Origin of the sequence: Microcoleus sp. B4-C1 (assembly GCF_036705285.1) — a bacterium.
GTDB lineage: Bacteria > Cyanobacteriota > Cyanobacteriia > Cyanobacteriales > Microcoleaceae > Microcoleus.
Window position 1 is genome coordinate 1 of record NZ_JAUBUC010000097.1, and the last position, 23,871, is coordinate 23,871.

The 23,871-nt window shown below is 44.7% G+C and carries 18 protein-coding genes and 3 pseudogenes; 10 read left to right on the top strand and 11 right to left on the bottom strand.

The genetic code is table 11. The annotated features are described in order from the left end of the window. Positions 1-642: 642 nt before the first annotated feature. Positions 643-2,958, top strand: coding sequence for a cation:proton antiporter domain-containing protein (locus tag QUB26_RS26740; RefSeq protein ID WP_333320395.1), 2,316 nt, complete (start codon positions 643-645; stop codon positions 2,956-2,958). 142 nt (positions 2,959-3,100) lie between these two features. Here the strand turns inward: QUB26_RS26740 and QUB26_RS26745 are convergent, their stop codons facing one another. Continuing rightward, positions 3,101-3,313: an Hfq-related RNA-binding protein gene (locus tag QUB26_RS26745; protein WP_333150164.1), complete on the bottom strand. Its 213-nt coding sequence runs from the start codon at positions 3,311-3,313 to the stop codon at positions 3,101-3,103. 312 nt (positions 3,314-3,625) lie between these two features. Here QUB26_RS26745 and dapF point away from each other — a divergent pair, with 312 nt between their 5' ends. From dapF to QUB26_RS26765, 4 genes and pseudogenes are all read left to right on the top strand, one after another. Then, positions 3,626-4,468: a diaminopimelate epimerase gene (gene dapF, locus QUB26_RS26750; protein ID WP_333236513.1), complete on the top strand. Its 843-nt coding sequence runs from the start codon at positions 3,626-3,628 to the stop codon at positions 4,466-4,468. A 476-nt stretch (positions 4,469-4,944) separates the two neighbouring features. Further along, positions 4,945-5,467: pseudogene (locus QUB26_RS26755) on the top strand (hypothetical protein); the annotation flags it as partial. 216 nt (positions 5,468-5,683) lie between these two features. After that, positions 5,684-5,854, top strand: a complete 171-nt coding sequence (locus QUB26_RS26760) for a hypothetical protein (RefSeq protein WP_333320397.1) — start codon at positions 5,684-5,686, stop codon at positions 5,852-5,854. Further along, positions 5,814-6,299: an IS66 family transposase gene (locus QUB26_RS26765; RefSeq protein ID WP_333320399.1), complete on the top strand. Its 486-nt coding sequence runs from the start codon at positions 5,814-5,816 to the stop codon at positions 6,297-6,299. The genes QUB26_RS26760 and QUB26_RS26765 overlap by 41 nt, the downstream gene beginning before the upstream one ends. 219 nt (positions 6,300-6,518) lie before the next feature. Here QUB26_RS26765 and QUB26_RS26770 read toward each other — a convergent pair whose 3' ends face one another. The 3 genes and pseudogenes from QUB26_RS26770 to QUB26_RS26780 all read right to left on the bottom strand — a co-directional run bounded on the left by QUB26_RS26770 (position 6,519) and on the right by QUB26_RS26780 (position 8,965). Further along, complete coding sequence (locus QUB26_RS26770; protein WP_333236509.1) at positions 6,519-7,553, bottom strand: glycosyltransferase family 2 protein; 1,035 nt, start codon at positions 7,551-7,553, stop codon at positions 6,519-6,521. Between the two features lie 166 nt (positions 7,554-7,719). Continuing rightward, positions 7,720-7,818, bottom strand: a pseudogene (locus tag QUB26_RS26775) (transposase); the annotation flags it as partial. 832 nt (positions 7,819-8,650) lie between these two features. Further along, positions 8,651-8,965: an ISAs1 family transposase gene (locus QUB26_RS26780; protein WP_333236507.1), complete on the bottom strand. Its 315-nt coding sequence runs from the start codon at positions 8,963-8,965 to the stop codon at positions 8,651-8,653. Between the two features lie 957 nt (positions 8,966-9,922). Between QUB26_RS26780 and QUB26_RS26785 the strand changes: the two genes are divergently transcribed. Beyond that, on the top strand, positions 9,923-11,065 hold the full coding sequence (locus QUB26_RS26785; protein WP_333236504.1) for a hypothetical protein: 1,143 nt from the start codon (positions 9,923-9,925) through the stop codon (positions 11,063-11,065). Positions 11,066-11,372: 307 nt separating this feature from the next. Here the strand turns inward: QUB26_RS26785 and QUB26_RS26790 are convergent, their stop codons facing one another. Together QUB26_RS26790 and QUB26_RS26795 are read right to left on the bottom strand one after the other, a co-directional pair. Beyond that, on the bottom strand, positions 11,373-12,557 hold the full coding sequence (locus tag QUB26_RS26790) for an aspartate aminotransferase (protein ID WP_333236502.1): 1,185 nt from the start codon (positions 12,555-12,557) through the stop codon (positions 11,373-11,375). Positions 12,558-12,656: 99 nt separating this feature from the next. Next, entirely contained in the window at positions 12,657-13,802 is a 1,146-nt protein-coding gene (locus QUB26_RS26795; RefSeq protein WP_333236500.1) for an iron-containing alcohol dehydrogenase family protein, read from the bottom strand. Between the two features lie 201 nt (positions 13,803-14,003). On the opposite strand from QUB26_RS26795, the gene QUB26_RS26800 reads away from it, so the two are divergent. Then, positions 14,004-14,471 carry a DUF29 domain-containing protein gene (locus QUB26_RS26800; RefSeq protein WP_333236497.1) on the top strand — a complete coding sequence of 156 codons (468 nt, stop codon included), beginning with the start codon at positions 14,004-14,006 and terminating at the stop codon, positions 14,469-14,471. Between the two features lie 92 nt (positions 14,472-14,563). Here the strand turns inward: QUB26_RS26800 and QUB26_RS26805 are convergent, their stop codons facing one another. Together QUB26_RS26805 and QUB26_RS26810 are read right to left on the bottom strand one after the other, a co-directional pair. Next, complete coding sequence (locus QUB26_RS26805) at positions 14,564-14,893, bottom strand: type II toxin-antitoxin system PemK/MazF family toxin (protein ID WP_333236494.1); 330 nt, start codon at positions 14,891-14,893, stop codon at positions 14,564-14,566. Next, the gene (locus QUB26_RS26810) at positions 14,880-15,284 is read right to left on the bottom strand and encodes a DUF2281 domain-containing protein (protein ID WP_333236492.1); all 405 of its coding nucleotides are present in this window, start codon (positions 15,282-15,284) and stop codon (positions 14,880-14,882) included. The genes QUB26_RS26805 and QUB26_RS26810 overlap by 14 nt, the downstream gene beginning before the upstream one ends. Positions 15,285-15,755: 471 nt before the next feature. Here QUB26_RS26810 and QUB26_RS26815 point away from each other — a divergent pair, with 471 nt between their 5' ends. After that, complete coding sequence (locus QUB26_RS26815) at positions 15,756-16,400, top strand: peptidase M15 (protein WP_333236490.1); 645 nt, start codon at positions 15,756-15,758, stop codon at positions 16,398-16,400. On the opposite strand, the gene QUB26_RS26820 is transcribed toward QUB26_RS26815, so the two are convergent. Next, a complete protein-coding gene (locus tag QUB26_RS26820) occupies positions 16,401-18,086 on the bottom strand; it encodes a DNA repair helicase XPB (RefSeq protein WP_333236488.1) in 1,686 nt (561 codons plus the stop codon). A gap of 211 nt (positions 18,087-18,297) precedes the next feature. Next, positions 18,298-20,163 carry a hypothetical protein gene (locus tag QUB26_RS26825; RefSeq protein WP_333236486.1) on the bottom strand — a complete coding sequence of 622 codons (1,866 nt, stop codon included), beginning with the start codon at positions 20,161-20,163 and terminating at the stop codon, positions 18,298-18,300. Positions 20,164-20,536: 373 nt separating this feature from the next. On the opposite strand from QUB26_RS26825, the gene QUB26_RS26830 reads away from it, so the two are divergent. Beyond that, entirely contained in the window at positions 20,537-21,961 is a 1,425-nt protein-coding gene (locus QUB26_RS26830; RefSeq protein ID WP_333236484.1) for an aspartate ammonia-lyase, read from the top strand. A 172-nt stretch (positions 21,962-22,133) separates the two neighbouring features. After that, a complete protein-coding gene (locus QUB26_RS26835) occupies positions 22,134-22,460 on the top strand; it encodes a hypothetical protein (RefSeq protein ID WP_333057269.1) in 327 nt (108 codons plus the stop codon). An 863-nt stretch (positions 22,461-23,323) separates the two neighbouring features. Here QUB26_RS26835 and QUB26_RS26840 read toward each other — a convergent pair. Then, a pseudogene (locus QUB26_RS26840) lies at positions 23,324-23,656 on the bottom strand (transposase); the annotation flags it as partial. Positions 23,657-23,871 lie beyond the last annotated feature (215 nt).

Here is a 23,871-nt window from a genome sequence, read left to right on the forward strand (position 1 = left end):
GTCCCGCCCGTCCAAAAAGGACGGGCGGGACGCCCATCCCACAAACTTGTGGAAGTTATTTAATTCTCATTCCTTACAGGTGCGACGGTAGCTTTGTCCAACCTACATCCCGAATGGACAAGTCATTTTGAGGTATCAAGATTAACGACCAAATTACTTGTCTAAAACCTAAATCTTTATTGTTAGCAAAACCGGGGATTACTATAAAAAAACACCAAAGTGCCTGAGTCATTATCCAGTATATCTGGTAAATCTGCAAGCAGGGCTTGCATAAATAAAAACGATTTTAACTAATCCTTTTTACCATTCGCCGATCGGTGAACCTACACCATGAGAAAACCGCTCAATACAAAAAAGTAATCAACACCGATCCACCCAGCCTGAAATAAATTAAAAAAAGTAACTTGATTTAATCTCTCGGCGCTCATCTCGTTAAGGTGAAACATTACCACTAATACCGCCGCAATCCCTCGATCAACTTGCCAGAGGTTAAGCTTTTTGTGAGGAGTTGAACTCTGTGCAATGAAAAAATACCTTAGTCGAGGGTGGCCGTTGTGCTTGTTCCTCAACTACTGTCAACCCACTAAACATAGTCAACACATTAGACACTATAATATAACTTTATACTTTTTTCATAAACTTGTGCAAGAAGACTTCCGACTGATCGTTGACTTAGTTCTAGTTCTCGCTGCTGCCGCAGCAGGAGGACTCTTTGCATCGCTATTGCGACAGCCGGTAATTCTCGGCTATCTCCTGGGAGGGATCGTAGTTGGGCCGGCCGGTTTGGGACTGATTAAAGAATTAATTCAGGTAGACACCCTGGCTGAATTCGGGGTTGCTTTTCTGTTATTTGCCTTGGGAGTGGAATTTTCTTTCGCGGAACTCCAGAAAGTAAAAGCCATTAGTTTGGGCGGAGGGAGCTTGCAAATTGTGCTGACGATCGCCATTACTACTGCAATTTCCTTAGCTGTAGGCTGGGTAGAATCGCCTGCTCAAGGCGTGTTTTTAGGGGCAATTCTGTCGCTTTCCTCGACCGCAGTTGTACTCAAGTGCTTGATGGAACGCAATGAATCCGGTACTTCCCACGGTCAAGTCATGCTGGGAATATTAGTAGTTCAAGATTTGGCTTTGGGGCTAATGTTAGCAGTTTTGCCGGCTCTCAATCAGCCAGCAGAAGAGATCGGCATGACGGTAGCGTGGGCCCTGCTGCGGATCGGGTTATTTGCGATCGGTGCTGTAGTCGCGGGCATTTGGATGGTACCGCAGTTGCTGCGATACCTAGCGAAAACAGAAAGCCGGGAACTGTTTTTGCTGGGAGTTGTGGTTTTAGCTTTAGGGATTGCGCTGCTGACAGAATATTTGGGTTTTTCGATCGAGATGGGCGCATTTGTGGCGGGTTTAATGATTTCGGAGGTGGAATATGCCGACCAAACTCTAACTTACGTCGAGCCTTTGCGAGATATTTTTGCATCCTTATTTTTTGTCACCATCGGAATGTTAATTGACCCGATGTTTCTGTGGAACCATCTAGAAGTAATTCTGGGACTGGTATTTATAGTATTTGTCGGCAAATTCTTGATTATAACGCCGATCGTCCGACTATTTGGCTATCCGCTAAAAACAGCATTAATCGCAGGTTTGGGCTTAGCTCAAATAGGAGAATTCTCCTTTGTACTCGCTAGTGCCGGCCAAGCTATGGGGCTGGTTTCGCGGAACGTTTACCTGTTAATTTTAGGCACGACAGCAGTCACCCTGGTGCTGACTCCGTTTGTGTTGAGAAGCGTGCCCCAGTTATTGAAATGGGCGGAAAATTTCGGGCCTTTGCAGCGCTATTTTGACGAAACATCTCAACCTGTGGCAATAGCTGAAACTTTGCCGGAACAAAATTATGTTGTGGTTTGTGGCTACGGGCGAGTCGGCAGAATTTTAGTCAAAATGCTGCAAAGCCGCAACTGTTCTGTTGTGGTGATCGATGAGTCAGAAAGTAGAATTCAAGATTGCAGAATGCAAGGAATTCCTTACATTTACGGGAATGCTGCCAGCTTGCACGTATTGGAAGCCGCGCGGGTGGAACGGGCAAAAGCAATGGCGATCGCCCTTCCCGATCCCATGAGCACTCGCTTGTGTCTGAAGCGGGCTTTAGAATTAGTCCCGGATTTGGATATTGTGGTGTGCGCGAACCAAGATAAAGACATCGAATTGCTTTATCAATTGGGGGCCTGGGAAGTTGTGCAGCCGGAGTTTGAGGCCAGTTTAGAACTGTCTTCCCACTTGCTGGCTGGCATGGGACTTTCGGCAATGGCGATCGGGCGAGATGTGCAGCAAATTCGCAGCAGCCGCTATCTGGAATTGCGGCCACCGCGCGAACCTTTGGCGGTTTCGCGGGATTTGAAAGTGGCGGTTCGAGATATGAACAGCGAGTGGTACAACTTGCCGTCGGGTTCTCCCATCGCCAGCATGACTCTGGAAGAAACTAACTTGCGGCAGTTGACAGGGGTCAGCGTGATGGCGATCGTCCGCGAGAATGGCGAGGAAATTGATTATCCCAACGGGAAGACAGCTTTGCAGTCGGGCGATCGACTTTTTGTAGTGGGAGAACCAGAAGAACTCATCAGTTTTGAGTTGCTGGCGAAGGGGGAAGTTGCAGTCCCGCAGGGGGACAGTTCTTGCCAGTGGCTGAGACTGCCAGCAAACAGCCCTTGGGCGGGCCAAAAACTTTCAGAGGTAGATGTGCTGACGCAGTACGGGGTGCAGGTGCGGGCGATCCGCCGGGAAGGGAAATTTACTCGCTGGCCCGACGGAACTAGCAATTTGCAAGAAGGCGATCGTTTGCTGCTGTGCGGCGGCTTCTACGAGCTCGGCTTGATGCAGCGGACGGCCTCACCGCGGGTGCCACAACCTGCTTTAAAGCTGCCTTTGGTCAATGCCCAAGTCATCGAAAAGCTGTTTAGCGATTAGTCAGTTGGCAGTTGGCAGTTGGCGGTTGACAGTTGAGAGTTGGCAGTTGACTGTGGTGAGCTTTCTAGCCAACAGTCAACAGTCAACAGTCAACTCTCAACAATGCCCCATGCCCCATGCCCCATGCCCCATGCCCCTCTCCTCAGCCGTTGGGTTTGAGATAAGCAATTGCTGGTCGCGAGATCAGAATTTGTGTTTCTGATGGATCGAGGAGGCAAATGCAGCTATTATCCTGCCAAAAAATTCTGCCAGCTACTAAGTCGCCGGTCAGGAGTTTGATCTCCACCTGTTTTTTGTCTTTGATGTAGCTTTGTATTAAGCGAACGCTGGGCAATCCGGTTTCAAATTCAGACATAGTTCAGAAAATTATAGTCAAATATTACCTTAAACCATATTCTTCTGTTTATACCGTTTAACCCTTACTGCCGCAACTACAAGGGTGTCTACCCGATGAGAGAGAAACCAGTTGGTGGCTAGTTTTCGACCGATATTCATTGAGCCATTGACATCAGCATTAATTAGATATCCCTGTGAAGTTATAAATATTATATTTGTTTATATTTCACTAGAAAAGACTATAAATTGCATAAAGTTTTATAATACTGGGAAATGGGTAATTTGAGCGTCAAATTATCTAATCAGTTTTAACCAAAAGAGGTTTGTTTTTATGCCGATCGAGTTTGCGAAGTATCACGGACTGGGAAATGATTTTATTCTGATTGACAACCGCCACTCGTCAGAACCGGTGATCGCGCCAGAACAAGCTGTGGATTTGTGCGATCGACATTTCGGGATTGGTGCAGACGGTGTGATATTTGCTCTTCCGGGTCAAAATGACACTGACTATACGATGCGGATTTTTAACTCCGACGGTTCGGAACCAGAAATGTGCGGCAACGGGATTCGCTGTTTGGCTAAGTTTATCGCGGATTTGGACGGGTCAGAGGCGAAAACTCAGTACCGCATCCACACTCTGGCTGGTGTGATTAGCCCGGAATTGCGATCGGACGGTCAGGTGAAGGTGGATATGGGGGTTCCCCGGCTGCTGGCTGCGGAAATTCCGACAACTTTGGCTGCAGCGGATGCGAAAGTTATTGATGTGCCGATCGAAGTTGCTGATAAATCTTGGTCTGTTACCTGCGTCAGCATGGGCAATCCTCACTGCATTACATTTGTAGAGGATGTTGCTGCTGTTGCTTTAGAAACTGTCGGGCCTCAATTCGAGCACAACAAAGCATTCCCGCAGCGTACCAATACGGAATTTATTCAAGTGGTACGTTCAGACTATGTAAAAATGCGGGTGTGGGAAAGAGGCGCGGGTGTTACTCTAGCTTGTGGGACTGGTGCTTGTGCTGCTGTGGTAGCTGGGGTGTTGGTAGGAAAGTGCGATCGAGCAACTGCGGTTGAACTCCCCGGCGGCGTTTTGGAAATCGAATGGGCAGAAGTTTCTGGGCGGATTTACATGACCGGGCCGGCACAGCGAGTATTTACTGGTTGTATTAGTCATTAGTCATCAGTCATCAGTTATTAGTCATATTATGTCCGGTCGATTACCCCTAATACGGTAGGGGCGGGTTAACGAAAAATATCTCCCAATAATTGACAATCTCAAAAACCCGCCCCTTTAATCGCTTTAATCGCGGTCACTCGATCGGACATGATATCACTGGTCAGAAGGAATTTTTTATTGAATTAACAAACAATAAAAATTATTGAATTCAAAATTTTTATTGAATTCTGACCAATGCATTTCGCCTTCACAAATCCTATCAGGTCCGGTCGAGCGAGCGCGATTTTTGTAGGAGCCCGTGAGCTAACAATACCTGCCAATAATTGACAATCTCCAAAACCCGCCCCGACGGGGATATTATGGTTAATTGATCGGACATGATATCATTGGCGGCCGACTGAAGAATGAAGACTAATAACTAAGCCTAAAATCTCAAATCTCAAATCTAAAATCTAAAATTGAGTAGGTGGGCTGGCATGGCTGGAGGTATTTATCTGATTCAGGACGACGACAGGCTGGTAGAAATGATGGAACAGCCCTACGACTCGGAAGACCAGTTACAAGACTTGCTAGTAACTTATCCTAATTTGATCGCGGGAGACCAAATCGATCGGGCGACACCGCGCAGGTGGCTGTTAATTTCGCTCGCGGGAAGCTGCACCCAGCGATGAGGAAACAGCGGTGCAGTGGTCGCTAGATCATTTGTTTCTCGACCAAAATGCAGTTCCTACTTTGGTGGATGTCCGGCGAACTCCTAATGCCGAACTGCGGCAAAAAGTTTTGGGTCAGTCGATCGACTATGCTGCTAATGCGTTGGTTTACTGGCCGATCGATTCAATTATTGCTCTGTTTGAAGCTAATTGTCGCGATCCAGAACAGATTTTTGAAGAGTTTCTTGGTGCAAATACTAATGAAGAAAGGTTTTGGCAAAAGGTTAAAACTCATTTGCAAGCGGGTAAAGTTCGCTTAGTGTTTGTAGCTGACGAGATTTCCGCTGAGCAATAGAAAATAAATAACTTAGGATCGCGAATTAAATAATTTACACTCTTGAAAGTGGGTTGGGCGTCCCGCCCGCCCTTTCTGGACGGGCAGGACGCCCATCCCACAAGAACCATCACGCATTCTAAGTTATTTAATTCTCATATCGTTTCCGGTTGCATCGGAATGATTTAACCGCAGAGGGCGCTCCAGAACGCAGAGGGAGAGAATACAGAGATGAATAATTCCGATGCTACCGGATTTGATATCAATCCTAACGAAGTTCTCGCAGAACATCGTCCCGATATCTGGGTGTCAGATTTCTCCCGCGCTCAAAAAAATCACCCAGCACCACAATGGCAAGTGTGTGAGTGCACATCAACTGCGGGATTGCCAATATGCGATTGATGCTCTTGCCAGAATTTTTGCCCCAGCGATGAAGAGGTTATTATTAAGGGCTTTTATTATCCATCGGCAACGGGAGAATATCGATGATACTAGACTCAATCGATATCGAATAAATTTACAGGAAAGATTAACCAAAATTTTGGATTTAGCACCACAGCATCCGGATGGTATACGGTTACGAAAACGTTACGGTGGGCTGATTGACAATTTATTTCTATTTCTGGAAAATGCGACAATTCCACCCACGAATAATCGTAGTGAACAGGCGATTCGGATGAGCGTGATATTTCGCCGTGTGACTAATGGCTTCCGTTCGGAATGGGGGCGAGATTTGTTTGCTGCCGTTCGTTCAGTTGTTAATAGTGGCAAGCGCCCGGGTTTAACTGCTTATCAATCCATTCAACAAGCTCTCTCTACTGATGGCTCCCTTTTTTCCCCTAGTTGAGCAATTACAATTTTTGGTTGTTCATTGGTTGGATACCTTTGTTTATAAATCGATCTTTGTCAGTTGAGTTTTGAAGAAATTACTCGCTCGGTTGCAGGTTTTTTGAGGTTCCGGTGTCGGGTGTAGAGGTTGGGGAGAAAACCCGCCTCTACACAGGACTCGGGATTACAGGGGAGAAGTACGTTCCAGAAAAAACCTGTTAAGTTGATGGTGGCTAACCTACTTAGTAGACTTAGCACTAATTCTAACTTGCTCCATTGATGGGCTTGATCTCTTGTATTCGATCAAGTTGCTGCGCTGTCCCAGCAAGCGACGCTGATGAAACTGAATCTGACCTTGCAATTGGGGAAATCTCCCGATCGCACAAGATATAGCATAAAGACCAGAATCCTTGGCTGGCAAATTCCGCTGCAACATCCGGCGGTAAATTCGGTAGGTAAGTATCGGGTAGGCGGCGAGCAACCACAGGCTCCACCCGTGGGTGAACCAGGCTGTGCCCAATGCTAGCACAGGCAGAACGAATCCCCAGAACCAGATGCTGGTGGTCTCTTTGACCCAGTGGCGATCGGGGGTGTTTCCGTGCAGCCAGGAACCCTCGGCGTAGGCGTGACCGGCTCTTTGAGAACGTTTCCACCACTGGGTAAAACTTGTCATTTGGGCGTCGTGCAGGGTCATTTCTGCATCTAATCGCTCGATTTTCCAGCCGTTTTGACGCAGCCGCACGCAGAGTTCCGGTTCTTCGCCAGCAATGAGTGCAGGGTTGAAACCGCCGACTTGCTCGAACGCCGCGACGCGCATCATCGAGTCGCCGCCGCAGGCTTTGGCTTCGCCGACAGGCGTGTCCCACTCGATGTCGCAGAGTCGGTTGTATGCTGTGGCGTTGGGAAATCTTTCGCGCCGGCGCCCGCACACTACAGCTACGTCGGGTTTGGCTGTGAGTTCTTGCTGGGCGAGTTCGATCCATCCGTCAACCAATTCGCAGTCGCCGTCTACAAATTGGACAAATTCGATGTCTGGTGATAGTTTCAGCAAGCGAGCAAAGCCTTCGTTTCTGGCGCGTGCTGCAGTAAACGGTATAGATAAGTTTAGTTCTACTGTATCGGCTCCGATCGATCGGGCTAACTCTAGGCTACCGTCTGTTGATCCGGAATCGACATACACGACGCGGGCAACTTTGTCTGTGGCCGATACTAGGCACTGGCGCAGGCGCGGCCCTTCATTGCGTCCGATCGCCACTAATCCAACTTGTTTCAAGTCTTACCTCTTAAATTCCACTCGCGAGCTGTTATTTTAATATTTTAGCGACACTCAAGGTAAGTTCACAATATCTTTATATTGTAACTTCTATGGAGCTACGCTTTTCGGTGTTAAACTGCCTCTAGCTTATTCGGTTCTTCTGGAGTCAAGATGATAAGCAAAATTAATCAGAAAAGCAAGCTAATAGCCTCGCCCGAAAGTTATCAAAGTTGACAAATCCATAAGCTTGCCGCTTAATCAACTTGATTCGGTTGTTAATTCCGGCTCTACAGAACCTTTTATTTAAAAAGGTTAATAGTTTTTATAAAAATCAACTATAAAATCTAAAAATTAGGCGGTGGGAAAGCAATTATATATTCACTTACAGGTATTTTTGTGAGTTAATAAGTTTAGATATTACAGAAATTCTAATAAAGATTATACTTAGAGCCTGGTAAACGCATCTAAATTAATTTGACAAAAAAGTGAGTTTGTGCATTACTAAATAAATAAAAAACATTCTGAAAATTATTAATTTTAAGCCCAGTTAAGCAGATTCAATCAAAACTTTAAGAATTTATATTTTTTTTAAATCCGGATAAATTTCACAAGAGATGGGTGTTATATTTTGAGCGTTAGCTGGCCAAGTTTAAAATTTGAAATCAATACAGCATATTCGGTGGTTGATGAAGTACAGTAGCCACTATATTTATGTTGTGTGATTTTAATATGTAGGGTGCGGATCTGCGACCTTTTAAATAGAACTTGCAGATTGATGGGTGGCGACGCACCTTACTTACTACAAGATTGTGTGTACTACATATACATGGAATATGCTGTAATTATCCATTCCCGCTCGATAGCGTTTCATTTTTAGACTTTGTTTAGAAGTTTTTTATTGTTGCACTATATTTATGGCTAGCCTCCGATTGAAGTGCAAAATTTACGGGAGAGTTCTGTTTCCGAATCCCGCTTTTATATTTACAAAATGTAACATCAAGCGTCCAATATAAGCTATTTTTAATGCCCCAGTGACTGCGGCTCGCCCCAGCAATTGTCTCAGCATTACTGCTTAAACTACTCAAATAAAAACGAGCTTCTGTGGTGGTTTTATTCTACAATCTTTGTTCACTAACTATCATGACAACTGTTTTTAAGCCCGTCCATAATGCTTGATTATACAGAGGTGCTAACTCGGATACATCCACAGTCCAGACTTGTCTTTTTTCCATTCGATGATGTCCTGCTTCTACTTGTTCATGTTCATAATAATCATACTTTTTTCCTAAACAATCTGCTTCTTGAGCTACTTCAAACCACTCTTTCACGGCTTTGTATAGAAGTTGTTGATTCCCTTTGAAAGCTAAAATATAATCTTCTTTTTTCTTAAAAATCCGAGATATTATATTTTTTTGATAACAGCCGATCATCTATAGTTATTACACTTCCGGCAATTTATAACATTTTTATTAATTCCGGAATCGCTGTCATTAGATTTTCGATTTTCGATTTTCGATTTACCCCACGGATAAATTCGGGGGCTTGAGGATTTTCGATTTTCGATTTTGGATTGATACCACGGATAAATCACGTGGCGGGTACCATCAAGAAATTCTTGGTCAGTCCATTAGATTTTTTATCCTTTTTTTTCCTAAAACCAATTGATGAGATGAAGACTAGGTTGTAACTATATATATCGCTTTTTGCTGGTCATTTGGGTCATAAGATTGTTTCATTGTTTCGCCATCAATGGCAATCACGTTTAGTTCTAATTCCCAGACTATGGCATTTACCCAAGTCAAAAAACATTCTTGAAACTATTGTGGTTCACTTCTGGAAAATAGCCGACTAAATGTGTCATGAGATGGTAGGCTATTCGGTAATTATAGAAAGCTTTTTAAGCATTGATATTTGGCATTACCTAGGCTTCTATTGCCACCCATCCGTCTGCACCGCGTCTGGACAGCTAGAATCGCCATCGTCGATCTAATATCTTTAAGTAAGTGTTCTTTACTTCTTTCTATTCTTGAATTTTTATAGTTGGGAAAATGCTCTAAAAAAAGGGTATTTAAAAGATTCATTGAAGGTGTTAATGAATCTGTTTATTTTTGTTGGGAAGTTACAGCTTTACTAAAACCTCTTGCCATTGATAGCATCAATAAACTACAATCAACTACATGAAAAATTAGTCGGATTTAATTGTATCATATTTTGGGTAAAAGTTAAGATGCGTTTACCCTCTCTCACAAACCAGCCCCGACGGGGATATTATGGTTAATCGATCGGACATGATATCATTGGCTGCGGAATGAAGACTAAAGACTAATAACTAAGCCGGAAATCTCAAATCTCAAATCTCAAATCTAAAATTAAGTAGGTGGGCTGGCATGGCTGGAGGTATTTATCTGATTCAGGACGACGACAGGCTGGTAGAAATGATGGAACAGCCCTACGACTCGGAAGACCAGTTACAAGACTTGCTAGTAACTTATCCTAATTTGATCGCGGGAGACCAAATCGATCGGGTGACGGCGCGGAGGTGGCTGTTAATTTCGCGGGAAGCTGCACCCAGCGATGAGGAAACAGCGGTGCAGTGGTCGCTGGATCATTTGTTTCTCGACCAAAATGCAGTTCCTACTTTGGTGGATGTCCGGCGAACTCCTAATGCCGAACTGCGGCAAAAAGTTTTGGGTCAGTCGATCGACTATGCTGCTAATGCGTTGGTTTACTGGCCGATCGATTCAATTATTTCTCTGTTTGAAGCTAATTGTCGCGATCGGGGTCGCGATCCTGAACAAATTTTTGAAGAGTTTCTCGGCGCAAATGCTAATGAAGAAAGATTTTGGCAGAAGGTTAAAACTAATTTGCAAGCGGGTAAAGTTCGCTTAGTGTTTGTAGCTGACGAGATTTCCGCTGAAATGCGCCGAGTTGTGGAATTTCTCAACGAACAAATGGACCCGGTTGAAGTTTTGGCCCTGGAAATTAAGCAGTATGTAAGCGAAGACGGTTTGAAAACGCTGGTTCCCAGAGTGATCGGTCAGACAGCGGAAGCACAGCAGAAAAAATCCAGCGCAACGCGCGAAAGAAGGCGCTGGGATGAATCTTCATTTTTTGCGGAAATCAAAGCTAGACGAGGCGCGGACGAGGCGCAAATGGCAAGAGCAATTTACGTTTGGGCAAAAAGTCAAGAACCCGAAGTTCAAATCCACTGGGGAACGGGGGATGCCTACGGCGGTTTCGCGGCTCAATTGCCTCAAAAGGGAAGAAAGCCCTATCAGTTATTCACTGTAGATATTGCTGGCAGAATGGAGATTTCTGCTAACAATTACGGTTCTCAGCCGCCGTTTAATGCGGAACAAAATTGGCTGGAATTGAGAAGTAAGCTGAGTGCGATCGGTCTGTCGCTACCTACAGAACCGGGCGAGAGAAGGTCGCCGAGTCTGGCTTTGTTTACTTTGCAAGACGAATCTGCACTGAAGCAAGTTATGGAAACTTTTGACTGGGTGATTGAGCAAATTCAAACGTTATAGTCATTAGTCAGTAGTCATTAGTCAGTAGTCATTAGTCAGTAGTCCTTGGTGTTAATAATTGGTTACGATCGCCAACAAATAACAAATAACCAATAACAACTAACAACCCACAAATAACCTATAATATCATGTCCGATCTATTGACCGCGATTAAAGGCCGGGGCGGGTTTACAGATTTTCCCATTTCTATTCAATATCTTGGTGAACCCGCCCCTACAGGAATCATGGTTAATTGACCGGACATGATATAACAACTAACAACCCACAAATAACCAATAACAACTAACAACTGACTAATGACCAATGACTATTGATAGCGAATGTTTGCTTGTTTCAAACGCCGCAATGCTTCTCCCAGCCGAGCGCAATCTGCAATTAAACTAATTCTCACATATCCTTCGCCGCCCGGCCCAAAAGCATTACCAGGAGTCACCACAACACCCGTTTGCTGCAAAACATTGAGGGCAAAATCAGTAGAACTCATGCCCGGAGTGCAGGGAACCCAAAGATACATTGCAGCCAGAGGTTTGGGAATATTCCACCCTAATTCTGCCAATCCTTCCACCATGAAATCCCGGCGAGTCCTGTAACGATTCTGCACTTCGTGCAAGTAACTGTCGGGCAATTGCAGTGCAGTTTCTGCTGCTGTTTGCAAGGCGGAAAATATACCGTAATCTAGGTTAGTTTTTAATGTCCGCAAACCTTGAATAATCTTGCTATTTCCTACTACAAAACCGACGCGCCAGCCGGCCATATTGTAGGTTTTGGACATCGTGTGAAATTCTACGCCGATTTCTTTACCGCCGGGAATTTCTAATAAACTTGTCGGTTGATAGCCGTCAAAGGCTAATTCCGCATAACACAAATCGTGAACCAGCAAGATTTGATGCTTGTGTGCGAAAGCCACAATATCTTTGTAAAATTCGCGGGGTGCAGTTGCTCCAGTCGGATTGCTGGGATAATTGAAATAAAGTATTTTGGCTTGTTCGGCTACGCTGTCGGGAATGTCGGCTAAGTCAATTACCCAGTCATTTTCTGGTTTGAGGATGATGTTGTGAACTTTTGCACCGGCAATGATTGGGCCGCGAAATAATACGGGATAAGCCGGACTGGGTACTAATATTAAGTCCCCTGGATTGATATAGGCGATCGCAAAATGTGCTAAACCTTCTTTAGAACCCAACAGAGGCAATGCTTCGCTTTCTGGATCGAGTTCAACGTTGTAGCGACGGCTGTACCATTTAGTAATAGTACGGCGGAAACTGGCAGTTCCTTCAAAGGGTGGATAGCCGTGATTTGCAGAATTTTGGATGGCTGCGACAGCGGCTTCTACTACTGGTTGAGGAGTGGCACCGTCGGGGTTTCCCATTCCTAAGTCTATTAAATCGAGTCCTTGTTCGCGGGCGCGGGCTTTGAGTTCGTCGAGACGGGCAAATACGTAGGGCGGTAGTTTTTGCAACCTGTCAGCAGGGGTAATCCAATCCAAGGTCATTTATTTTTTGTCAGTTGTCAGTTTTCCTGGTTTGTAGTAAGGACTTTCGTCCTTGCTAGCACAGCCTTTTCAGGACTTTAGTCCTTACTACAAACTGTTTTAATTCTTAATCTTTAATTCTCCCACAGGTGCGGTGGTAGAAACCATCGCTGCCATTAATTGTTGGGGAACAACTTTAAAAGGCAGTCGGTGGATGTCGGAATTGGGATTGCAGGCGATATCGGCGGCGCGCTGCAATTCTGCTATGGTAATGTCTCCGAGTCCGAGGTTGTCTAAAGTTTGGGGTAATCCAATCTCGCTGTAGAATTTTAGCAGTTGCTGTCTGGCGCTAGCGGCGAGTTGATTGTTTTGCAGCATTTCTTCTAGTCGCAGTTGTACTAAAATGCCGTAGGCAACTTTTTCGCCGTGCAATGTGCCGTGACTTGCTAATAGATGAGTTAGGCCGTTGTGGACGGCGTGGGCGGCGACGGTGCGGCATTGGGCGCCGCCAATTCCGCCGATTACTCCTGCTAGCAATACGGCTGCATCTGTGACTTCTTGCCAGGTTTCGCTACCGGGTTCTTTGAGGGCGGGGGCTGATTTTTGGAATAATATATCGCGCAGTATTCTAGCTTGTTGAACGGCAGAAATAATCAGGGTTTGTTCGGAGTGTCCGCTGCTGACTGATGCTTCGTACCATTTGGCGATCGCATCTCCAATTCCTGCTACTAATGTCCGCTGTGGTGCGGTTTGAATTAAGCCGTAGTCGAGTATTAATAAATCGGGACATCTGGCTAATGTGACATCGTATTGGAATGCACCTTGTTCTGAATAAATGTTAGAAAGGGCTGTCCAAGCGGCACAGGTGGCTGCTGATGTGGGTATGGTGACGATCGGGATTTTGCACTGATAAGCGACGAGTTTGGCTGCGTCTAAGGCTTTGCCGCCGCCGACACCGATGATGAAGTCGGCTTGATGGGTTTGGGCTGCTGCGCGGAGGGTTTCGAGGCTGGTTTCGCTGCAATCCTTGCCGTAGGCTGTTTCGGCGGATTTTAACTGCTGCTGTTCGAGGATTGGTTGCAGGTAGGGTTGGGCGGCGGCGAGGGAGTTGCTGCCGCCGACGATTAGCGGCCGCTTTCCGAAACGGGCGATCGCATCTCCGGCTTGTGCGATCGCCGATCGACCTCGCAATACACAGGCGGGAGCAATTGTCAAGGAATAAATTGCAGTTGGGGTGGCGGTTTTAGTGCTTTGGGTTTGAGTCATCGAACCACTGGATAAGTGACGAGAAGGTTGACGCTTTGCAGGATTGCTGGATTTTCTAGGATAACTCTAATCTATGCGGAAATGGTAAGTTTTATAAAGTTTTTATTAAGTATTGTTGGGCTGTTGGGGGATGGGAGAGGGGAGTTGAGGGGCGATCGGTATGATAAATTTAGGAATATAAGCAATTTCAAGGAAATAAGAATGCTGACTAAACAAGATTGGGACTGGTTAGCAGTGTGTTCTCATTATCAAACGGCTGTCACAGTCCAGACACTTCTCAAAGAAGGAAAATCTATGGAAGCAACGGCAGGTTTAGAATCTTTAATTGAAGCAATGGGAAGAACCGAAAAACGAGCAGTAAAAAGCCAGTTAATTCGTTTAATGCTTCATATTATTAAATGGAAATCTCAACCTGAAAAACGAACTGCTAGCTGGGCTATTAGTATTCGTTCGGCGCGGCGAGAGATTGAAGAAAGTCAAGAAGAAATGCCTAGTTTAAATCGTGATTTTATTGAGTCTATCTGGGATAAATGTTTTCAAGTTGCGGTGAAAGATGCCCAGGATGAAATGGGTAAAAAATGTCAATTAACCTCACTTGCTTGGTCAGAAGTTTTTGAAGATGAATATACTTTGTCGGATGGCGCTTTAGAAGATGGAAATTTTGAGTAAGGTGCGCGATCGCATTTTTTGGACTGACGCAGCCACCTGGTTTCTCAACCCAACCTGTTTACTGATCGGGACTTACGCAGAACCTTTATCTGTTAAAATTGAGGCTTAACGTACAAATCCCAGACTCGTTTCACTTCTGCTGCATCCGGTTGAGAAATTTGCCCGATTTTCGCTAGCAACAAAGACTTTTCTAAACAATCTAATCTAGACAAACGCACTGTTGAAGCAACACGCAAACCGCTGACAGACCAATCATTAAGAAATACATCAGTTTGGCTGCGGGGTTTTGCAGAGGTAACGACTGCTGCTACCACATCCTCGCCATCCAACCACAGTAAAAGTATGGGGCGTTTTTTAGAACCTGCGCCGCTTGTAAAGGGAATATTTGCTACCCAAAAATCACCAGGCTCAATAGTCGTCATAAAGTCCTTCGTCTTCGGGTGCGTAACCTTTCAAAAAAGCGTCGTGGCTGCGAGTAGTAGCTGGGTCAATTAAATACTCCTCGCCATCGAGTACAGAAAACTCGGTTAATTGGGCAGCGGTTAAATCTTGTTGGGTGGCGCTCTCCCTAGACAGTTCTAATATTTTAGGAGCTTCTAATATTCTCGTCAAAAATTCTCTAAACCATCGCTTGGGAGGTGTTGGTTCTGCTGCCGAAATACTAAAATCAGAAGGAGTATTTTGTAACAGTTTTACTTGTTGCGAGCGCTGTACTAAGAACTGCACAAAATCGAGAACTTCTTGTTGTTTTTCTGGCGGAAGAAGTCGCAAATATTGTAACAGTTTTCGTTCGATGTTAATAGTTTGTTTCATTGATTTTTCCTGCAGATTTGTTATATTTCTGCATTACCTACCTGTTTTATCAAGACTCTCAAAGGTGAGATATTTGTTGATTCTAGCCAGTTCAACAATATAACTGCTCGAAGTTCCTCACCTCTTTGGTTTTAATCGTTGAAAGTGGGCTGTTTTTTGGGGCAGAACAAACCCTACATACTTAAACCAGTCAGTAGCAAGTAATCAAAGATCGCTTTTTTAAGTGCGATGAGTAAGATGTTTGAGTCGGGTGGTGCGCCCTCGATCGAGAACAGGAGATTCCGACGGGGGTAAGAAGGGGTGGACAGACATGGGCAAGTTGCGGTATTTTTAGACTTTATCATGTATTGTACCGCAGATGCGGTAGAATTATCAGTTAGGTGGCTTCGCTTTTTGCGGCAACAATGCTTCTAAATTATCTGCCAGTGTTTAACATTAAGCTATTCACCTCTAATTGCTGGAGTTCAATCTATGAGAAAGCCACAAACTGTTAAAGCTTTGGAAGAGCTAGGACGGGTTCAACTCTCTAAGAGTTTTTTCATGCGTGAGTTTCTTTATTCAGAAATCTCTCAAATTGAAGGTATCCCTAACATTCCTAGCGATCCTGACTTGGCGATCAAAGCAGGAAAGAATTTGTGTGAGAGAGTGCTTGAACCAATTCAAGATGCGCTTGGTCGGATTAGTATCCGCTCAGCCTATCGTTCTTGTGCGGTGAACGCCAAAGGAGCAGAGAATAAAAATCAGTACGGCTGTGCCAGTAATGAGGACAACTATGCAGAACATATCTGGGACGTAAAAGATTCAGAGGGGTATATGGGAGCAACAGTATGTATTATTGTTACATCATTCATCCCTTACTATGAACGCACTCAAGATTGGACAGCATTGGCATGGTGGATACATGACCACATTGATGCTTATGCAGCAATGACCTTTTTCCCAAAGTATGCAGCATTCAACATTAGGTGGAGCGAGAATCCTAATGTTTCAAAAGAAATTGATAGCTACGTAAAAAACCCGCACACTGGTAAGAAGAGCGGGTATCTGACAAAGAAGGGGATGGATAATTTCTTAGGTTTGCATGAGCAGTTTTACCAAGAATTTATCGATCGCTAACTAACCATTGCCTTGAACTTCTATGCGATAGTTGTAGCCCTGTTCGGTGAGGAAGAGTTGGCGGTGTCGGGCAAAATCTTCCTCGCAAGTTTGTAGCGATACTAATGTATAAAAGCTGGCATTGTGTCCGTCGGGTTTGGGGCGGAGAATTCGTCCGAGGCGCTGCGCTTCTTCTTGGCGAGAACCATACTTTCCCGATACCTGAATCAACACATCGGCATCGGGTAAATCGACGGCAAAATTGCCCACACGAGATAGAATTAATCCGGGAATCTCTTTGTGACGGAATGCTTCGTATAACCGATCGCGCTCAGCCTGTTTCGTCTTCCCCGTAATCAGAGGCAATTCGGTAATTTTGGCGATCGCATCCAACTGTTCGAGATACTCACCGATAATTAAAATACGGTGTCCCGCCTCCTTTTGCAACAAACCTTGCACCACATCCAACTTACCCGGATTTTCCGCCGCAATCCGAAACTGGCTGCGGCGGGGCGCTAGGGCATATTCCATTTTTTCCGCCTCATTTTGGGCGACGCGGATTTCCGTACAATTGGCAGTGGCAATAAATCCCTGTCCTTCCAATTCGCGCCAAGGTACGTCATAGCGCTTTGGCCCAATCAAGGTGAATACATCGCCTTCTTTCCCGTCTTCGCGAATCAATGTCGCAGTTAAACCTAACCTGCGCCGTGCTTGTAATTCAGCGGTGATCCGAAATATCGGTGCAGGTAATAGATGGACTTCATCATAAATAATTAGTCCCCACGATTGGGCGTTAAATAACTCGAAATGCGGGAATTCATCATCTTTATTCGATCGATAACTTAGCATTTGGTAAGTCGATAGGGTGACAGCAGCCGTCTGTTTGGTGACACTGCTGTACTCAGCGATCGCATCCTCAGTTAAACTTGTTTTGTCTAATATTTCCCTGCGCCACTGGTGCACTGAAGTCAAACTGCTGGTGAGGATGAGTGTCTTTTGCTTTACCAAACTCATGGCTAACATCCCGACTATGGTTTTACCAGCCCCGCAGGGTAGGACGATCGTCCCACTGCCACCTTTTACGTCCCCATCCTGATAGAATGCTTCTGCGGCTTTGTGTTGATAAGCACGCAACTTAAAGGGCAAGTCCGCTAAAGTTCGATCGCGCAAAGAAATCCCTAATTCGGCACCCTCCACATATCCAGCCAAATCTTCTGCCGGATAGCCCACCGCTAGTAAAGCTTGCTTGAGTACGCCGCGATTCCCGGCATCGACTTGAAAGCAAAGATCCGAGATGCGCTTGCCCAACATTGGTTTAACCCGATCGTCCCGTACCAGCAATTCCGCTAGCGGCAAATCGGCAATTCGCAGTTGTAAATCGGGGCTAGCCGCATCGATTCTTTCAATTACAGTTAATCCATACCGCGCCCCCAACAGTTCAATTTCCTGCGCTACGGAGTCAGGAATGGGATACTTGGCATACTTCCGCAAAGCTGCGATCGCGTCTTCAACTGGCATTCCCGCCGCCCGTGCATTCCACACGCTGAGGGGCGTGATGCGATAGGTGTGGATGTGTTCGGGACTTTTGATTAATTCGGCAAAGGGGGCGATCGCTTCTCGCGCCTGTTGTGCTGTTGGGGCGTGAACTTCTAGTAAAATTGAGCGATCGCTTTGCACGATCAAAGCATTTTCGGGAACATAATTCATGGCTTGTTTCGATTGATAGATGAACCGCAGATCAGCGCAGATGGTTTTAACTGAGATATTGCACCATTCTCAATTAGCCTTTTGTGAACAGGCAAGATGCCTGTTCCACAAAGAGTTAATTTCTTGTGGAACAGGCATCTTGCCTGTTCCTGACAATGGTGCAAGATGTGAGTTTTAAGAGGTTTTTTGACTTTGGCAATTTTGTCTAATACTATTTATCCCGCTGGGGTAAGACGTAGCCGACTTGCCGCAGGGCGTTGCGAAACTTAGTTTCCTGGAATAATGGAACTGCTAAAGTGCGATCGCCCGCTAGCTGACAGAATTTTTTGGTACGGGAATCATTGGCAATCAACACGGCTAAATGGGCGTTTTTACATTCGATTAACTTGACAGTTCCTGCATCTTGCAAACTATTCGATCGTTCTGTAACATCCGTCAGAAATTGCTGTACGGTTTCGGGTAGCGGTTCGATACTTCTTGTCTCTAAAACTTCTTGAAATTCTGCTAGCGGGTATCCAGCTTCAATGGCGGTAAATAGCTTTTGTCGATCGAGTTGCCAGACGACATCTGAAACTTTTTTAGCATAGAGATCGAGGACGATCGCATCTGATGCCGCGATGCCTTCTCCTGCTACAACAATATCTAAATTTGGCAGTACGCGGAGTGTTTGACGAAACTCAATTGCTGGCGGGGTGTAATTGTTAGTCAATCCCAAACAGTAAGCCCCCAAAGCTGTCAAGCGAAAAGAGATTAAGCCGTCGTAGCGGCTGAGAAATCTCAAATCGTCGGTTCCCCAAAGATCGTCAAAATCGCTGGGTACGAGGGACGGATCGGCATAGGCAACATCAATTATTCCCAGGGTAGCAACATACTCAAACAACAGGCAGCGCATATATCTTTCTTGCAGAATATGCCAATCGTGACTGCCAGAATATCCTAAGTTACCATACCCAAATTCAGAAATATAGAGATTGTCGGGATCGCGCGTTACTTCAAACCGATTCCCCGTTGCCAACATATACCTGCTAAATTCGCTAAACAGAATCCATTTACCGACAGGACATTCTGCTAGCTTTGAGGCGATCGCCTCTCTCCGCCCCGCCACCGCTGTCATGCCACGCGCGCCCTTGCCGGTTTGTCCTTTAATTGCATCAATGCGGCGAAATTCATCAAAAGTGTTTGTTTTTAACCAGCGCTTCCATGCTGTCTGTAATGCTTTGGCAGGTGATTCTTGCAAAGCTTTCTGTCCCGCTTTGGTCAAAACTAGCTTTTTGCCCGATAGTTCGGCGAATTTGCTCGCTTGGGCGATCGCGGCCCAAGCAAAGGATTTGATATTACCAACCTCGTAGAATATATCGCCCTTTTCCAAGGTAGCTTGGCGCTGTTCGTCGTTATAAAAATCACCCCCTTGCAATACGGCGGCGATCGCTTTCAGAGTTGCGGCACCAGGTAATGCGGTTTTTTCGCTAACGGCAACTTTGCCCGACTGAATCAGACGCAAAACTGCCTCAAAATCCTTTGGGGCTGCCCGTTCCATTTCAAAAATTGTCAAAGGAAGTTCGTACTCGGATACCTCTATTTGAGATGTACGAAAGTTACGTTTTTCTACACGAACCATAAAATTATCTGGCAGTACATCACCAACCAGATTTAAGGAAATTCCTTGAGGTTTTGGCACAAACTTCAGCAAATTTCCTTCAAGATCGTAGGGTATCACAGTGCCGTAGAAGAACAAAGAGAGTAGGGAGGGTTCTCGGTTGTATCCATAGCGATCGCTTGTTCCCCAGTTTGGTTGTTGTCCGTATTTCGCCACAAATACATCCGCATCATAGCCACCACCTGACCCATGTATAACTTCCGCTACAGCCGCTTTTTGCAAATCGTCTAATTGCGCCCAAACTTGCTTGAGTTTTTGTCCCTGCATTTGCTCTTTAATCCCAGCAACCAGGTCAGCTTTGCGGGTTAATTTGCGATCGCCCGACAACAGTGCATTCAGCTTTTTTAAATCTTCAACAATTATTCCTTCGAGTGCCTCTTGGAGGGTAATAACATCATCTAGGGTTTGGTAACGCGGCATAATTTTTGGCAATTCGCGTGCTGCAAAATTGTTTGTGCTACCAACTATAACAACTTTCCCCGATTTGTAATTTGAATTTTTGTTACAAATATCGGGATTATGGTTGAATATTTATTGTTAAACAGGCAAATTTTATGTAATAAAGTACAAAATCATGCCAACTAAAAAACTCGGAGTTACACAACTCCTCTTCAAAAAGTTAGGGAAAAATCTTAATTTAAGATTTGAGCTTTGAGATTTAACTCGGAGTGTGAGATAATTATTTATAATCGTGACTTGTGTTTTACTGAACCTGCAGGCGCGGTAAAACAGCAGTGACAGTCAGCAGCGTTTAAAAAAAATCTCAATTCCCAATCATCACAAACAAAGCGATATGAGCGAACAGCCAACCATCAGCTACCGCACCGAAAGCGACTCTATGGGAGACAAACAAATCCCATCTAATGTCTATTATGGCATCCAAACTCTAAGAGCTATTGAAAATTTTCCGATCAGCGGCATTAAGCCTTTATCAACATACGTTGATGCTTGTGTTTTAATTAAGAAAGCAACGGCGATCGCCAATGGCGAACTCGGCTGCATTCCCCAAGACATCAGTCAAGCAATTGTCCAAGCAGCAGATGAAATCCTAGCTGGCAAATTGCGCGATCAATTTGTAGTTGATGTCTACCAAGCCGGGGCTGGAACTTCTCACCACATGAATGTTAATGAAGTTCTTTCAAACCGCGCTTTGGAAATTATGGGCGAGGAAAAAGGCAACTACAAGCGCGTCAGTCCTAACGATCATGTAAACTACGGTCAATCGACAAATGATGTGATTCCAACGGCGATTCGGATCGGCGGATTGTTGGCATTAGAAAAAACTCTGTTTCCGGCTTTGTCGGATGCCGTAGTCGCCCTAGAAAACAAAGCCGAAGAATTCAAAGATATTGTTAAATCCGGCCGCACTCACCTGCAAGATGCTGTGCCGGTTCGACTCGGCGATACCTTCGGCGCTTGGGCGCAAATTCTCAGAGAACATACCTTGAGAATTGACAGGGCATCCGATGATTTGACATCCCTGGGATTGGGGGGAAGTGCGGCCGGAACAGGCTTAAATACTCACCCTGAATACTGTCAAAAAGTTGCTGAAATTCTCTCCGAATTAATCGACCAACCCCTGAAACCAGCAAAGCATTTAATGGCCGCTATGCAGAGTATGGCACCGTTTGTAAATGTGTCCGGTGCGCTGCGAAATCTCGCTCAGGATTGCGTTAAAATCTCCCACGACTTGCGTTTGATGGACTCCGGGCCGAAAACGGGTTTGAAAGAAATTCAACTGCCTCCTGTGCAACCTGGTTCGTCCATTATGCCGGGGAAATACAATCCTGTGATGGCAGAAATGACATCGATGGTTTGTTTTCAAGTTATGGGTTACGATAGCGCGATCGCCCTGGCAGCCCAAGCGGGACAATTAGAATTAAACGTGATGATGCCCCTGATTGCCTACAATCTCATTCACAGCATCGAAATTTTGGGCAATACCATCAGCGCTTTGACTACACAATGCCTCGCCAAAATTGAAGCTAAGGGCGATCGGTGTCTCGCTTATGCTGAAGGTAGTCTCGCCCTCGTTACCGCCCTCAACACTCACATCGGCTATCTCAACGCCGCCGCCGTCGCCAAAGAATCTCTAGAAACCGGCAAATCTTTGCGGCAAATTGTGCTAGAACGGGGTTTAATGAGTGCAGAAGACTTGGCAAAAGTTCTAGATTTAGAGAAAATGAGTGCGATGCCAACATCTTCTGCTAACGTATAGGCGATCGCAGGAATCAGCTATAAACTAGAAGGCTGAACTCGATTTAATTCTGCCTTCAGTCTTCTGAGTTCTGCCTCAGCCCTGTCACAGGTTAAAGTTAAACAATTCAGAATTCAAATTTTTTAGATTTAATTCTGATTTTTTTATAGTCTAAAGTTGGGGAGCAAAATTTATGCGCGCAGGTTCTTTTGCCAAATTAACTCAAGATAAAGAGAACACAACTCAAGTGACATTTCATTATGTGGAAGGTCAGGCTGAAACTTTCACTATTCCGATACCTGCACAAGAACTACAAGAAGAACTGCTGAATTTGTTAAATCAACCTTGGTTGACTTTCCATTTAGCCGATCAAACGGTTTTTATCTGCACAGCCAGGGTGGTAAAAGTAGAAGTAAAACCTGCTATCCCTGAACTGCAAGGTCAAGGAATATTCTCTAACTCGCTGCGAGTTAGTACCATGCAGCGGGCTGCATCTGGTAGATTGCCGATGAATAGTTAGGGTTCATTTGTATTGAGATGATTCTTGATAACGCAGGCGCATATCACCCTGGTTAGGGTGTTCCGTGCCTGCGTTACATTGAGCTTAAGCTGAAGTGCATTGGGAGCATCTCAATGAAAGCAGGCAAGCTAGAAATTGGAGTTTTGAGGCAGGAGTTTTGAGGCAGGAGGGAAGAGGGAAGAGGAAGAAGGAAGGACCCAGAAGAAGTGTTTTTACAAATATGAGATGCTCCCAGTGCATTTAAATTGTATAGTCAAATTTAAAAAAAGTCTTGTGGGGAGTAGGGTTTGGCACTCTTAGCCCGCCCCAAAAATACAATTTAGATGCCCAACAGCTTAGACCTATTGTAAAATAAATTTATGATATAATGAAACATTTTGCTTGAGTTAATTGAATCCCAACTCGTAACTTATTTTCACTCTTGTCTTGCCATAGACAGGATAAGATGCTAGAAAGTTCTGTTGTCATTACACAATAAGTAAATCACGAAAAATCAATCTTATATAAATTTGCAATCTTGTCAATTTCCACGTTGATTTGGTATCAACATTCAAACCCTCAAAGCAATAGTTAACGCCAAGGGTGAACTTTGCTGTAGAAAATAATAAAGACAGAAGAGGACTTCGCACCATCCTAACTCTCGAAGAAGAGGTCTTAGTCGCCTTGGAATATTGGCAACAATATCGAACATATTTTGGTATTTTTTTTTGTAAAGGACAGAGAAAAACAATCGATCTTGTTATGCAATCCCCATTTTTTTTCTGACTTGTTGGTTATATTCGTGGATGACGTTCCAGATTGCCCCGATCTGATTTTATAGCTTTTTCGAGAATGATAATGTTTTTCTCACTAATATCAATTCACTATGAACCTGCACTTAATATAGCTTCAAGGATATAGTCCCAACCACAGAGAGATAAAACTTCTTCATTCGTGAGAGATTTGATAATTATATCTACCTGTTCTTTGAGTTTATCTAAACTCGAATATTTTTCCCACTTGAGGTCTTTTTTTGTATGTTCCCACAATCTTTCAATCGGATTCAATTCAGGACTATAGGCAGGTAAATATATTGGCATTACATGGTCATGCCAGTCTAATAAGAGAGCTTTATGAAAGCTACCATTCTCCATGATAATTAGATTGAAATAGTCTGAGTATTTTTCAGCAAATCCATGTAAAAACTCTTGAAAGCAGTTGTGATTGAGCTGAGAAAATTATTGATAATATTGTTCACCTGTTGATGGCTCTACAACTCCATACACATAGAAGTTTCCTCGCTTCCATTGCTCTTTCCCGACGGGTCTTATCCCCTTCAATGTAATCATCCTACCCGGGAGCATCCCGATTTTGCAAGTATACAAAAGTATGATATGATGTATTGTTTTTTTGGAAAACCGACACTTAGCTT